This window comes from Treponema parvum (assembly GCF_017893965.1).
Lineage (GTDB): Bacteria > Spirochaetota > Spirochaetia > Treponematales > Treponemataceae > Treponema_D > Treponema_D parvum.
In genome coordinates this window covers 2,009,907-2,023,741 of record NZ_CP054142.1, presented here as the reverse complement: position 1 = coordinate 2,023,741, position 13,835 = coordinate 2,009,907, and the positions used below count along the sequence as shown (strand labels likewise).

Genomic DNA, 13,835 nt, shown 5'->3' with positions numbered 1-13,835 from the left:
TTTCTTTCGAAAGCTAATTTATTTTTTAAGGAAGAAATAATGAAAAAAATATTGTTGAGTATTATCGCCGCGACTTTCGTCTTTACGGCGCTCGGATGTACGAAAAAAAGCGGAGCGGCTTCGGAACCTGCGACAAGGACTATAGTCGATCAGAACGGAGACTCTATTACGATCCCTTCAAAAATCGAACGTGTCGTCATAACGTCCCTTTGGCCTCTGCCTTCAATTTACTGCTTGTACCGCGGAGGAATTACGAATCTTGTAGGTATGCATCCGGGATCAATGGCCGCCGCAAAAAATTCATATTTGGCCGCAGTCTATCCGGATGTTTTAAATATCAGCACGAAATTTGTGGAAAATAACGTCGTCAACATCGAACAGCTTATGAGTTTAAAGCCGGATGTGATTCTTTTTTCCGCAACGAACACTAAAGAAAAAGAAATGTTTCGAGCGGCGGGGCTTCCTGCAATCGGCTTTGCCACTAACATTGCAGGCTGGAACACTATTGAAACTTATGCGAGCTGGATTCAATTGCTCGGTGAAATTTTCGGAGACACCGGCCGCTCTACAAAGATAATCGAATACGGCCGGAAAATCGAAGAGATGGTAAAGTCCCGAAACGATTCCGTTTCGGATGCGGAACGTCCGAAAACGCTCATATTGTTCAGATACGATCAGTCGGGCATTGCGACTTCCGGTTCTACTCACTTCGGGCAGTACTGGATCACTACGGCCGGCGGTAAAAATGTCGCGCAGGATATGAAAGGCGTTCCTTCGATAAACATGGAACAGATTTATCAATGGAATCCAGATATTATAGTATTGACGAATTTTACCGCATATCTGCCGGAAGATTTATACGACAACAGGATCAAGGGGTACGACTGGAGCACGGTCAACGCCGTCAAAAACCGTAAGGTGTATAAATTCCCTCTGGGAATGTACCGCTGGTATCCGCCGTCCTCGGATTCCCCTCTTTCTTTGCTCTGGCTCTCTACAAAGCTTCAGAGCGAAAAATTCGCCGATATCGATATGGATAAAACGATCAAGGATTATTTTAAAAACCTTTACGGTGTGACGCTCACCGATGAAGACGTAAATACAATCTATAATCCGCCAAGAGAAGCGGCGGTCTATTAGTATGAAAAACAGGTTATGTAAAAATACGCTTTATACGGTTTTAAGTGTCTTGCCCTTTGTCCTGGCGTTGTTTTGCTTGGGGGTAGGACGCTTTAAGCTTTCGATCCCTGAAACGCTCGAGACTTTGTCTCAAGCGTTTACCGGAAACGTTACAAACCAAATGGCGCATTCCGTCATCTGGAGAATTCGAGTGCCTAGGATTATCCTTTCACTTCTTGTAGGCGCAGGCTTGTCGGTTTCAGGGGCGGCGTTTCAGGGGCTGTTTTCAAATCCGCTTGCTACGCCCGACACGATCGGGGTTGCAAGCGGCGCGTCGTTCGGCGCCGTGCTGGGTCTTTTATTTGACGGAAATTTGGTAATCGTTCAGATTATGGCGCTGATATTCGGACTTCTGACCTGTCTTCTTACTTATCTTATAAGCCGGTCGAGGGGAAAAACTTCGATCATTATGATCGTTTTGTCGGGAATGATAATTTCCGCAATGTGCCAGGCTCTTGTGTCCTTGCTCAAATACGTTGCGGATCCTCAGGAAAAACTTCCTACGATTACATATTGGCTTATGGGAAGCCTTGCCAGCGCTTCGTACAGAGCGTTGATCCTGGGCGCACCGTTTATACTGTGCGGCTGCATGGTCATTTTTTTTCTGCGCTGGAGGATAAACATTCTTTCGCTGCAGGAAGATGAAGTAAAATCCATGGGAATAAATATCAATCTGATGCGGTTGATAGTCATCGTAGCATCTTCGATGATCACGGCTTCTTGTATTTCAATGTGCGGGCAGGTAGGATGGGTAGGACTTTTGGTTCCGCATATTTCCCGCATGATCGGGGGCAGCAACAACAAGACTGTAATTCCTTTAAGCATTGTGATCGGAGCTTCTTTTATGCTTGTGATAGATACTTTTGCGCGCAGCATGACTGCGGCGGAAATTCCGGTTTCAATTTTGACTTCCGTTATCGGAGCTCCGATCTTTATTATGCTTTTAAGAAAGACGGGAGGGATAAAAGAATGATATTTTCCGTGGAAAACGGATTTTTCAGTTACGGAAATGCGACCGTGCTAAACAATATTTCTTTTGCGATCGAAAGCCCTGAAATTCTTTGTGTGCTGGGTTCCAACGGCGTAGGGAAAACCACTTTGCTAAAATGCATGATGGGAATACAAAAGTGGAACAGGGGGAAGACACTTATCGACGGAAAAAGATTGGAACAGATTCCCACTAAAAAATTGTGGCAGAAGATCGCATATGTGCCTCAAGCTAAAAATTCGATGTTCGCGTACACCGCATTGGACATGATCCTTATGGGAAGGAGCGCCCACTTAGGCGTTTTCGCACAGCCTTCGGCAAAAGACTACGAAATCGCTCTTAAGTCGATGACGGAAGTCGGCATTTTACATTTAAAAGATAAGCTTTGCACACAGATAAGCGGCGGAGAGCTTCAGATGGTGCTTATCGCCCGCGCTCTTACGACGAATCCCCAACTGTTGATCCTTGACGAACCTGAATCCAACCTTGATTTTAAGAATCAGCTTATCATACTCGATACTATAAAAAAAATGTCTGCGGAGCGCGGCATAAGCGCTATAGTAAATACGCATTATCCCGCTCATGCTCTGCAGATTGCAGATAAGGCTCTCATTCTTAATAAAGACGGAACTCACAAATTCGGCGAATGCGGATCTACTATCACGGAAGATTCTCTTCGTAAGTCGTTTTCCGTTAATGTCGCTATTACGGGCTTTGCGAGGGACAAACATGAATACAGAACCGTAGTCCCGCTGAGCATTGTGAATTAGGAAAAAATTTTGATCAGGGGAGAGAGCCTTTACCTTGCCGCATTGCGCCGCGCCGGTTGAATCCTGCGCTTTAACGCTTCGGCTGTGGCTTTAGAAGGGCTGCGATGTGTTTACGGTTATTTTCCGTATTGCGCTTCTATGTCTCTTATGCTGTCTCTCACTTCCGCCGCCTTTTCATATTCCATATTGTCTGCGTATTCTTCCATCTGCCTGCGGAGAGCCTTTAAAAGTTTTCTGCGTTCGGCCGGTACAAAAAGATTTGCGGATTTTTTTAACACGGAAAGTTCTATTTCAACTTCCTCTTTTGCATCGCTTTCTTGCCTTACAAGGATGTCTTCTACGGCCTTTTTTATCGTCTGGGGCGTAATGTTGTGCTCCAAATTGTAGGCTTGCTGAACGGAGCGGCGGTATTTGGTCTCGTCGACGGCTTCCTTCATGGCGTCGCTCATCCTGTCGGCATACATGACTACCTTGCCTTCGGCATTGCGCGCAGCGCGTCCTATTATCTGTATAAGGCTTGTGGCGCTTCGTAAAAAGCCGATCTTGTCCGCATCGAGAATAGCTATGAAGGTAACTTCAGGCAAGTCTATACCTTCGCGCAAGAGGTTTATTCCTATGAGAACGTCAAATTCCCCGGCGCGCAGTCCTTTTAAGATTTCAACACGCTCAAAGGTTTCTACCTCGCTGTGTATGTATTTTACTTTAAGCCCCAATCCGGTAAGATAATCCGTCAAATCTTCCGCCATCTTTTTTGTGAGCGTTAAAACAAGGGAGCGCTCTTTTTTTGCAATCCTGAGTTTTATTTCTCTGTAAATATCTTCCATTTGTCCTTCGCTGGGGCGGACGTCTATTTCAGGATCGAGAAGGCCGGTAGGACGTATGAGCTGCTGCACGACTTGAGAGCTTTGTTCTATTTCCTGCTTCCGCGGAGTTGCCGTAACGTAGATCACTTGATTGAGTTTTTTACTGAATTCCTCGAATTTAAGCGGACGGTTGTCAAGCGCGCTCGGCAGTCTAAAACCGAAATCTATGAGGTTTTGCTTTCGGCTTCTGTCTCCTTCGTACATTGCCCCCAGCTGCGGTACAGAAACATGGGCTTCGTCGATGATGCATAAAAAATCATCCGGAAAATAATGGAGCAGCGTGGCCGGCGGCTGCCCTTTTTTGCGGTCCGCTATAGGCGCCGAATAGTTTTCTATGCCCGGGCAGTAGCCCATTTCTTTCATCATTTCTATATCATACGTGGTGCGGGTTTTGAGCCGCTCGGCTTCGAGCAGCTTTCCCTGTATTTTAAAGCGCTCCACGGATTCTTCCATTTCTTCCCGTATTCTTTCGGTGGCTTTTAAAAGCATTTCATGAGGAACTACAAAGTGTTTTGCCGGATAAAAAACCGTTTCGTCCAAATTTTCTCTTGTTTGTCCCGATATTGCATTAAAGCGCGAGATCTTTGCGACCTGTTCCCAATCCAATTCTATCCTGTATGCTTCGTCGGTTTCCATGTACGCAGGATAAACTTCTATTACGTCTCCGCGGATCCTGAAGTTGCCGCGCTCCAAGACGGCGTCGTTTCTTGAATATTGAAGCGAGATCAGTTCACGCGCAAAATTGTGGATATCGAGAGTTTGTCCCTTTTCGATGTGAATACGCATTTCCTTGTAAAGATCCGGCATTCCCAGACCGTATATGCAAGAAACTGTGGCGACTACGATTACGTCGCGCCGTTCCATGAGGCTGTATGTGGCGGAAAGTCTTAAACGGTCGATTTCGTCGTTTATCGCCGCATCTTTTTCAATATACAGATCCCTCGCGGGAACATAGGCTTCCGGCTGATAATAGTCGTAATATGAAACGAAATATTCTACGGCGTTGTCGGGGAAAAAACCTTTGAATTCACGGTAAAGCTGTGCCGAAAGCGTTTTATTGTGACTGATTATCAACGTAGGGCGCTGGACTTTTTCGATTATCTTTGCCATCGTAAAAGTTTTTCCGCTTCCGGTAACGCCTTTTAATGTTTGATAGCGCTCTCCGCGTAAAAAACCTTCGGCCAACTTTTGAATAGCTTGAGGCTGGTCGCCGGAAGGTTCGTAAGGAGCTTCAACACGGAATTTCCGCATGTTCCTGCCTGCCTTGCGTTCTAGTTTGCGGTTTTTTCCGCAAGTTTTATTCGTAAATTCATGTCTTTTCTGTTTCTGCGGACGGTGACGTTTACGGTGTCGCCGGGGCGTTTGCTTTCGAGCACTGAATAATAATCGGCTATGGTCGCAACGCTTATATTGTCGATTGAAGTGATTATGTCTCCGCCAAGGTAGATTACGCTTCTTGTGCCGTAACGAACAGGTTCCGTACCGCCTTTTATGCCTGCCGCGTCCGCGTTTCCGCCTTTTGCGACTTCCGATACTAAGATTCCTTTTGCCGTATCAAGGTTCGCGTAACGCGCAATTGAAGAATTAAGCTGTATCATTGAAGCCTGTATTATGCCTCTGTTAACCTTGCCGCTTTGGATGAGCTCGTAAGCTACACGCCGCGCAGTTTCAGACGGAACTGCAAAACCCACGCCCGCGGAATTTCCCGACGACGAATAGATTATAGTGTTTATGCCTATCATACGTCCCGTCGTGTCGAGCAGGGGGCCGCCCGAATTTCCGGGATTTATCGCCGTGTCGGTTTGAATCATGTCTCGAATGATCGTATTGTTTGAATTCTTTATAGGGCGGCCTAATCCTGAAACTATCCCCGTAGTCATAGTTCTTTCCAAGCCGAACGGGTTTCCTATCGCAATTACTTTTTGACCTACCTTGAGAGTCTTTGAGTCGCCGAACGAAATGGTTTTTAGCACTGTTCCCGACGGCGGATTAAATCGAAGGACGGCTATATCGCTTTCAGGATCTTGTCCTACGACAGAGCCTTCGTATTGAGTTCCGTCGGAAAGTGAAATGTAAATCTTTGTGGCGTTTTCTATCACATGAACGTTTGTTATCACATAGCCCCTTTCGTCGATGATCGATCCTGAACCTGAGCCGCCTTCCTGTACTACCGGTTCTAAAAACCAGTTAATTCCCGTAACTTGAGTGTTTATGTTTACTACGGCCTCGTTGCATTTTTCGTATACAAAAATATTTTGAAGCTCGTCCTGCGTATAGCTTGTCGCATTTGAAATTACTCGAACCGCGTCGGAAAGATTTTCGTGAGAAGCGGAAAGTTCTATGGAATCGCTTTTTTTATCGTTTTGTTTTTCTTGATGAATTTCAGCGTCTTGGTTTTTACTGTTTTGGGCTTTGGATAAAAAGGATTCGCCTTTTTGCGCTATAAAAGAAAAAGAAAACGCAACTGCCGCTCCGAATGCCGCCGCTAATATTATATGACGACGCGTGTATAACTTCATAAAAAAAATATAATGATTTAACCGCCGTAAGGCAAGACCGCATTTTATACTGCATTTTCTAAGGAGTAGGATCTGTCGCTGAAGGCAGTTCTACATAATAGTTTTGTACCAGCCCGCGCCTTACTTCTATTTGATATACGTGTTTTTTTTCCGATTTGTTTTTTGTATTCGTGCTGACCGACATGATATAGTTTCCGGCAACGAGACCTTTCACCGTTAAAGGCGTTTGCCCCATAAAATTCTCATTTAAAAATACTTGAACCTTCTTTTTATTGGAGCGGATTACGATAACCGAAAGTTCGCTGTCTAAGGCTGATTTTGATTCCGGTTCAAGGACAACAGGTTCTCCGCTGCAGTAAAAATTTACGACGAATAAAAGAAGCGATATAACGGTAATATGTTTGAACGGCTTCATAAAAAAATTATAACGACGTTATTTTATTTTATCAATAATTTATGTTCGGCAAAACTGTAGTAAAGGTCTCCGCCGAGTATTATGTGATCTAAAAGCGTTATGCCTAAGAGCTTTGTTCCTTCCAGTAAGGCTTTTGTTGATTCGATATCTTCTGAAGAAGGCTCGGGATTTCCGGAAGGATGATTGTGGCTCAGTATGATAGCCGCGGCGTTTTCTACAATGGCTGAAGAAAAAATTTCTCTCGGGTGTATGAGAGTTTTATTCAAAGTGCCTACGGACGTTACGTGTATTTTTATTATTTCATGCGCGCCGTTTAACGTAATGCATAAAAAATGCTCTTTTTGTTCAAGCGCGTAATGTTTTATAAACGGAATAATATCTGAAGGCTGCTTTATTACGGCTTTTAAATGTCTTGTCTTTCTTCTTCCGAGTTCTATTGCCGCCGCAAGTGCCAGCGCGCGTCCCGTTCCTACGCCTTTAATCTTTAAAAGTTCCGGCACAAGGTCGGGGTAATTTATTGTGTTAAGCATGGAAGCGATTTTTTCCGAAAGCTCATCGATAGGAATGCCCCTTGTGCCGCTTCCGAGTAAGAGCATGATCAATTCCTTATCGCTGGGATAATCGAATCCCTTTTTTAAAACAAGTTCTCGTATATTCGGTTTTAATCCCATGCTTTTATAATTGCAGCGAAGATAAAAATCGGAAAAACTGCATGTTTGGGTTCAACGGCAGGATTAAAAAGCCGATACATAAACTATGAAAAGACACAAGCTTATTTTTGCAGTACAGTTTATATGCCTCATCTTATTTTTTTCCTGCCGTACGACAATTTCCATAGAGGGCTTTGAAAGATTGCCTTCGTCGCATAAAAATCGGCATTTTCCCCAGAAAGAAATTTCCCGGTCTATTGCCGGACGCGGCATAAAATCCGCCGAACAGCTTACGAAATTCTTTATGGCCAACAGGCCCGACGGCGACCGAAAGCAGGTTAAAAGGCTTGCGAAGTATTATATTGAAGAAGGCCTTACCGAAGGCATAAATTCCGACGTCGCCTTTGTTCAGATGTGCCTTGAGACGGGTTTTTTGCGTTTCGGGAACCTTGTCACGGCCGACATGCACAATTATTGCGGGCTGGGCGCCATTGACGCTGCGCGTCCGGGGGAACGTTTTTTGACGGAACAGCTGGGAGTTCGCGCCCACATACAGCATTTGCACGCTTACGGAACCGCTTCGGACGTGCGCCTTGTAAACCCTCTCATAGATAACAGGTATAAATGGGTGAACCCCAGAGGTAAAGCTTTTAGCGTTTTTGAGCTTTCAGGGACGTGGGCTTCGGATCCGCGGTACGGTTTAAAACTCGACGAACTTCTTACGAGGCTTTCAGGCTGTTAAAGCAATCCTGTCGGGAATGACTTTTTATCCTTTGATCCGTGTTCCTATGAATGCTTTACCGTCAAGGATTTTTTTAGTGTTTTCAATATTTTTGCCGGAGGCGCATATCACGGTCAGTCCCAAAGATTGCGCTTTTTTGCTTGCAATCGGGTCAAAAGGCGTGTTTTTACCGGGACTCCACTCATCTCCCACCATTTTGCAAAAGTCTTTCCACGTTATAAGGTCTATGGGGCGTGCGTCGGGATTTGTTTTAGGATCGTCCGTATAGACTTTTTCTATATTTGAAAGATTTATGACCGTATCCGCATTAAAACGCTCCGCAAGTAAAACTGCGTCGTTGTCCGTTGAAAAACCGGGCTTCCAGCCTGCCGCTACTAGGACGCGTCCTTTAAATTCGTTTATCGATAAAGGATCGTATACCACTTCCTGAGCGCAAAGATGCCCTAAACAGGCTTTTAGAAGCTGGGCGTTAAGGCGGGTAGCCATAATACCGATCCAGTCGGCTTCGCCGCTGCACTCGTTACTCTTCGGATCGTTTTCGCCCGTCTTACCTTTTTCGGAATTGTCGGAATTTTTGCCGCTGAAAGAGTCGGAAATTATTTCCGAATAGGCTTTCTGATAAGCTCTCGCCGGGCCTCCGCCTCCTACAACCAAGATCAGGCGGCGATCATTTTCTTCTTCGAGCCATGTCCTTATCATTTGGATAAAGCGTCTTATAAATTCCACGTCCGGTTTTTCAGGAGCTACTATGGAGCCTCCTACCGACAATATCTTTGTTACGGCCATAAGACCTCCTTGTTTATTCCTATAATAAAGTAAAAATCGTTAAAAATAAATGCCGGCCGGTATTATGTGTCAATCTTAAAAATACCGTTTGTGCGGACAAAAAACTGCGGCCGCATTAATAAAGGCCTAAAACTACGGGAACGTTCCAAAAAGAGCTGTAACTGTCCGTCCCGGCGCTGGCTTCTTCCCAAATATTTTGCAGCGCATATGATCGGGGACGATAAACTATCTTATTATTTACCATATAGGGTTTAAGTATTTCCCAGCCGGTAGAAAAAACGATATGCTGCGAGTCGAGGTTTCCGAAGTAATATTCTTTTTTGTTTTCAACGGGATGGAATGCTTCATATCCCATTCCCGCTCCCAAACCGGGATCTACCGGAACCCACCCGAAGTTTTCAATATAAAATTCGCTCCACCAATGGTTCTGCGTTTTCAGCCGTGCGTCTACAAGAATCCCGCTCATCATTTTTGCAGGAACGCCGAGAGAACGCAGCATCGCCGTAAACAATACCGTAAGGTCGTAGGCGTCCGCCTGTTTTTGCTGAAGAATCGTTTCAAGCGCGAAATCTTTGGAAGAGGCTACGTCTGAAAGAGTAAAATTTTCTATGAGATAGTCGTATACGAGGCGCGCCTGCACGTAAGGATTTGATTCTTTTTTTACGACGTAAAGGCCCAGTTCTTTTACTGCGTCCGAATCCGAGGGGACGTACGGATTTGCTTTTATGTTTCCCGCGTACAAGGGCCTCTCTTTGTCGCTGAACGGGCGGACCTGATCCTTATTTATTTCGCAGGAAATTTCATACACTTGTACCATAAAATTCTGCGTAAATTGTTTTTTATTATCCTTTAATTCTTTGAATTCCACTTGGTGAATGACGGTGTTGCGGTAATTATCCAAAAGCGGCTGAGGATTGCATTCGGTCATTTCAACTGCCGGTTGGGACGACAGTATGTTAGGACGCGGAATATGCAGCGTCAGAGAGCTGTTTGAAGTTGCCTTTACGTTTGCAATGTCGGCGCTTACCTGAACGAGGTATGTTTTGCCGTTTGAAAAAGTTTTTTTTCCGCGGTTTGCTATTGTTATGGGCTGCGGCCGCGATAGGCCTTCCGGAGTTTTTACGGTCACGTTGCCGCTGATCGCCCCGTCCGGAACCCTTACGCTTATTTCGGTATCGCTCCAAAATTCATAGTCATAGTCGTCCTGATTTGCGGGAAGCATGTCTGCTGTATTCAGCGAAAGATTTGAGTCGGAAGGCAAAGACGAACTTCTGGATGTTTTAAAAAAAACGCATGAATCGCCGCGTATGTCTCCGAAATTCGCACCTGTAATGGAAATTTTCTGTCCCGTTGCGGCCGTGCCGTGCGACAGTCCAATGATCACAGGAATTTTTGAAATTTGATCCGATCGTACCGTAACAGGAACGGTAGTCTCGTTCGTAAATACTCCGGGGTTCGATCTTTTCCCCGAAACATCCACAATCACAAGACCTTCCTGCACGTTTGACGGAAGAACGAGTTTTATTTCGTCGTCCGCCCAAGAAAGATAACTGCTTGCCGTAAGACGCTCTCCGCCTATTTCAACAAAGCCTGTGTTCCGCGTCGAGCCGAAGTGGTCGCCTTTTAAAACAAGCACGTCTCCGGGTGAGCCAATCGACGGGTTTACGGATTTAAGAAGCGGTTCCGAAACAAAATGCATGTTTATGACCGCCGCCGAACCGAAAACGATCATGATCAAAAGCAGCCATACCAAGGTACGAAAAAGAGGATATTTTCTGAATGCGTATGAAAATATACTTAGCGGTTCCACGGTATCAGTTTAAAGGTTTTGCCGGAGCGTCCGACGTGATCGGGATATTTATCGCACTCGGGATCGTTATGCTTATTCGGATAGTATCTTGTCCTTCAAATTCCGGCTTAAAAATATCTACGGCGGCCAAGGCTTTGCTCATCTTTTGTACTTGCTTTTGCGGAGCATTTGAGGCTATATCGTATTGCACAAATGAAGACGGCGCCGCCGATACTGGTATGGAAGCCGCCCCGGCCGGCGAGGGCAGAAGATCCTGCATTGAAGCGACGGACACCTGAGCGGTGTTTTCTAATCCCGGGTTTTTATTTTGGAATAAACTTGCAAGAGCTTCCCGCGATATATTACCGCTTATCACTATGTTGTTTTCGGATATCGGGGAAGGATTTGCTTGAGATACTAGGGGCGTGAGCTCGCTTTCACTGTGAAAGGATGCGTTTTTTTGAGTTCTCAAAGGAATTGTAACTGCAAGGACTGCAGCCGCCGCGGCTGCAGTGAGCATCGGTTTTACGGGTGCGAATTTAAAAATACTTTTTTTATCCGCATAGGAAACCGTTTTATGAAAGGCAAGGCGGGACTTGAGTTTTTCATAGCTTTGACGTTTTAAAGTTTCGTCAAGGTATAAAGAAGCGGAATCTTTTTGAAAAAGATCCCTCAAATTTTTCATACGCTCAAATACTTTACGGCATTTTTCACAGGACTGAATATGTTCCATATATTCTTTTACATACGCGGGCGGCAGCTCGTTATCAAGATATATGGAGTGAATGTCTTTTTCAGGACAAGTAAACATTGTCTTCCTCCAGAAATGTGAGCAATTTTTCGCGGGCGCGGAATACGCGGACTTTTACGTTTCCTTCCGTAATACCGAGCACCTTGCCGATTTCTTTATAATTTAAGCCTGCATATTCATGCAGTACAAGTACTTCTTTTAAATGCTTGGGAAGTTTATTTAGAGCTTCCCGCGCCGTATTCATGGTTTCGGCTTTAAGCAAGTCCGTTTCGCCTGAAGGCGTTGTGCGGCGGTCTTCGTATAAAGCCTTTTCGTAAGCCTTTTTTTCCCTTTGCTTGCGCTTTATATAGTTGAGAGATGCATTTTTTACTACCCGTATGAGCCAATATTTTGCATCGTTTATGGACGGAAAAACGAGCCCTTTTTCATTGGCCTTTATAAGCGAGTCGTGCGCCAAGTCTTCGGCGGCTTCTTCGTCGTTTACTATACGGTACGAAACCTTATACAGGATCTGCATTGTACCGTCATAGATTGTTTTAAAATCACCCGGATGAGATGCGTTTAACGAGCCGACCGTTTCTTTTTGATTTTCCGTCATATCAGTAAACACAAAAACTCCCAAAAGTTACAAAGATCCCGAATTTTTTAGGATCCGAAAGCGGTATTTCAGATCTCAACCACGCACCGTCCGGTTTTATGGATCACCCTTGGCCGCCGTCCTGCACCGGTCTTGAATACGGCTGGATAGCGTTATCTTGAAGCGCCTGGATTCAACCGCGCTTCCAGACGGATCCATCGGGCGTATCGACAATAATAATTCCCTTTGCCGCAAGATCGTTACGGATCTTATCGGCTTTTGCAAAATCCTTGGCTTTTTTTGCGGCCGTGCGTTCATTTATGAGAACTTCTATTTCATCCGACTGCATACCTGAAATATTATCGTCTGGGTTGACGGAAGACGATGGAATGTTTAATTTTTTCGCTTCTTCTTCAAGATTTAGGGCGAGCACCTTGTCCATTTCACGCACAAGATAAATTATCGTTTCGGCGGAAAGCTCTTGATCTTTTACGGCTGTCTGCAGTTCCCGCAGAGCCTGCGGCGTAGAAAGATCGTTTTCAAGCGCCGCTTTGAAGGCCGCCAAGTAATTTTTTGCTTTTTCACCGATAGCGGGAACGGAAGCATCGAAGCCGCCGCCCGCCGAAGTTTTGCCGTTTATTGCTTCACCGTCGGAAACGCATTCTTGCAAGGCTTTACCCGCTTCGGTTTTACCGGCGTTTTCAGGGAGCGCGTTTAAGACTTTTGCAATCCGCTGCACGAGCGACTTACGCGCCTTTTTAGCTCCGTCCATCGCTTCCCAGCTGAAATATATCTGCTTTCTGTAGTGAGTGCCCAGCAAAAAAAATCTGTAGTCGAGCGCTTCATAATTTTTGTCCAAGAGCGACTGCAGCGTCAGAAAATTTCCTGCGGACTTGGACATTTTCCCCGCTTCTTTATCGTCCTTTGCACCTGCAATAACTAAAAACTCATTGTGCAGCCAGTAATTAACCCATTTATGCCCGGTTGCGCCTTCCGACTGCGCGATTTCATTTGTGTGATGAATAGGAATGTGATCTATTCCTCCCGTATGTATGTCAAAATGTTCGCCCAGATACTTCATGCTCATAGCCGAACATTCTATGTGCCAACCGGGGTATCCGCGCCCCCAAGGACTGTCCCAAGACAGGGCCTGGTTTTCAAATTTGGACTTTGTAAACCAAAGAACAAAGTCATACGGGCTGCGCTTGTTTTCGTCAACTGCGATGCGTGCTCCTGCCTTTAAGTCCGAAAGATTTAAGCCCGAGAGCTTTCCGTAATCTTTATAAGTCGAAACGTCAAAGTAAAGGTTCCCGCCGGACATGTACGTGTGGCCGTTTGCTTCTATGCGTTTTATCAGTTCGATCATGTCTTGAACGTGCTCGGTAGCCTTGCATACGACGTCGGGACGGCGTATGTTTAAGCTGTCCAAATCGTTAAAAAAGGCTTGGGTGTAAAACTTAGCTACGTCGAGGACGCTTTCGTGACGTTCCCTTGCGCTCTTTAACATCTTGTCTTCACCCGCGTCTCCGTCTCCGGTTAAATGGCCTATGTCGGTTATATTCATTACATGTTTGATTTTGTATCCCAGAAAGGAAAGAGTGCGGTCAAGGATGTCGATAAAGACATAAGCCCTCAGATTACCGATATGCGCATAGTTATAGACTGTAGGACCGCAGCCGTAAAATCCCGCAAAACCCGGTTTAATGGGAACAAAATCTTCTAATTTCCGACCCATCGTATTGAATAAACGTAGACCCATAAAATTCTCCGGTGTTAAAAACGGCTTTTATAAAAGCTGCATTTCCT

Annotated in this window: 13 protein-coding genes; 4 read left to right on the top strand and 9 right to left on the bottom strand. The window is 45.3% G+C overall.

The features are described from left to right. Positions 1-39 precede the first annotated feature (39 nt). The 3 genes from HRQ91_RS08955 to HRQ91_RS08945 are packed head-to-tail and all read left to right on the top strand — an operon-like array spanning position 40 to position 2,937. Entirely contained in the window at positions 40-1,140 is a 1,101-nt protein-coding gene (locus HRQ91_RS08955; RefSeq protein ID WP_210119227.1) for an ABC transporter substrate-binding protein, read from the top strand. Between the two features lies 1 nt (position 1,141). Next, positions 1,142-2,152: a FecCD family ABC transporter permease gene (locus HRQ91_RS08950; RefSeq protein WP_210119226.1), complete on the top strand. Its 1,011-nt coding sequence runs from the start codon at positions 1,142-1,144 to the stop codon at positions 2,150-2,152. Continuing rightward, a complete protein-coding gene (locus HRQ91_RS08945) occupies positions 2,149-2,937 on the top strand; it encodes an ABC transporter ATP-binding protein (RefSeq protein ID WP_210119225.1) in 789 nt (262 codons plus the stop codon). The genes HRQ91_RS08950 and HRQ91_RS08945 overlap by 4 nt, the downstream gene beginning before the upstream one ends. 116 nt (positions 2,938-3,053) lie before the next feature. Here HRQ91_RS08945 and uvrB read toward each other — a convergent pair whose 3' ends face one another. The 4 genes from uvrB to radC are packed head-to-tail and all read right to left on the bottom strand — an operon-like array spanning position 3,054 to position 7,405. Then, positions 3,054-5,051, bottom strand: a complete 1,998-nt coding sequence (uvrB, locus tag HRQ91_RS08940) for an excinuclease ABC subunit UvrB (protein WP_210119224.1) — start codon at positions 5,049-5,051, stop codon at positions 3,054-3,056. Positions 5,052-5,071: 20 nt separating this feature from the next. After that, positions 5,072-6,319, bottom strand: a complete 1,248-nt coding sequence (locus HRQ91_RS08935; protein WP_210119223.1) for a S1C family serine protease — start codon at positions 6,317-6,319, stop codon at positions 5,072-5,074. A 58-nt stretch (positions 6,320-6,377) separates the two neighbouring features. Next, complete coding sequence (locus HRQ91_RS08930) at positions 6,378-6,734, bottom strand: PEGA domain-containing protein (RefSeq protein WP_210119222.1); 357 nt, start codon at positions 6,732-6,734, stop codon at positions 6,378-6,380. 23 nt (positions 6,735-6,757) lie between these two features. Next, positions 6,758-7,405 carry a RadC family protein gene (gene radC, locus HRQ91_RS08925; RefSeq protein ID WP_210119221.1) on the bottom strand — a complete coding sequence of 216 codons (648 nt, stop codon included), beginning with the start codon at positions 7,403-7,405 and terminating at the stop codon, positions 6,758-6,760. 85 nt (positions 7,406-7,490) lie between these two features. Between radC and HRQ91_RS08920 the strand changes: the two genes are divergently transcribed. Further along, positions 7,491-8,126, top strand: a complete 636-nt coding sequence (locus HRQ91_RS08920) for a glucosaminidase domain-containing protein (protein ID WP_210119220.1) — start codon at positions 7,491-7,493, stop codon at positions 8,124-8,126. A 24-nt stretch (positions 8,127-8,150) separates the two neighbouring features. Here HRQ91_RS08920 and HRQ91_RS08915 read toward each other — a convergent pair whose 3' ends face one another. The 5 genes from HRQ91_RS08915 to cysS all read right to left on the bottom strand — a co-directional run bounded on the left by HRQ91_RS08915 (position 8,151) and on the right by cysS (position 13,788). Further along, positions 8,151-8,912, bottom strand: a complete 762-nt coding sequence (locus HRQ91_RS08915; protein ID WP_210119219.1) for an amino acid kinase family protein — start codon at positions 8,910-8,912, stop codon at positions 8,151-8,153. A 115-nt stretch (positions 8,913-9,027) separates the two neighbouring features. Continuing rightward, complete coding sequence (locus tag HRQ91_RS08910) at positions 9,028-10,722, bottom strand: transglutaminase domain-containing protein (RefSeq protein WP_210119218.1); 1,695 nt, start codon at positions 10,720-10,722, stop codon at positions 9,028-9,030. A 4-nt stretch (positions 10,723-10,726) separates the two neighbouring features. Continuing rightward, entirely contained in the window at positions 10,727-11,512 is a 786-nt protein-coding gene (locus HRQ91_RS08905; protein WP_210118054.1) for an anti-sigma factor family protein, read from the bottom strand. Next, a complete protein-coding gene (locus HRQ91_RS08900; protein ID WP_210120777.1) occupies positions 11,496-12,050 on the bottom strand; it encodes an RNA polymerase sigma factor in 555 nt (184 codons plus the stop codon). The genes HRQ91_RS08905 and HRQ91_RS08900 overlap by 17 nt, the downstream gene beginning before the upstream one ends. 172 nt (positions 12,051-12,222) lie before the next feature. Further along, the gene (gene cysS / locus HRQ91_RS08895) at positions 12,223-13,788 is read right to left on the bottom strand and encodes a cysteine--tRNA ligase (RefSeq protein WP_210119217.1); all 1,566 of its coding nucleotides are present in this window, start codon (positions 13,786-13,788) and stop codon (positions 12,223-12,225) included. Between the last annotated feature and the right edge of the window lie 47 nt (positions 13,789-13,835).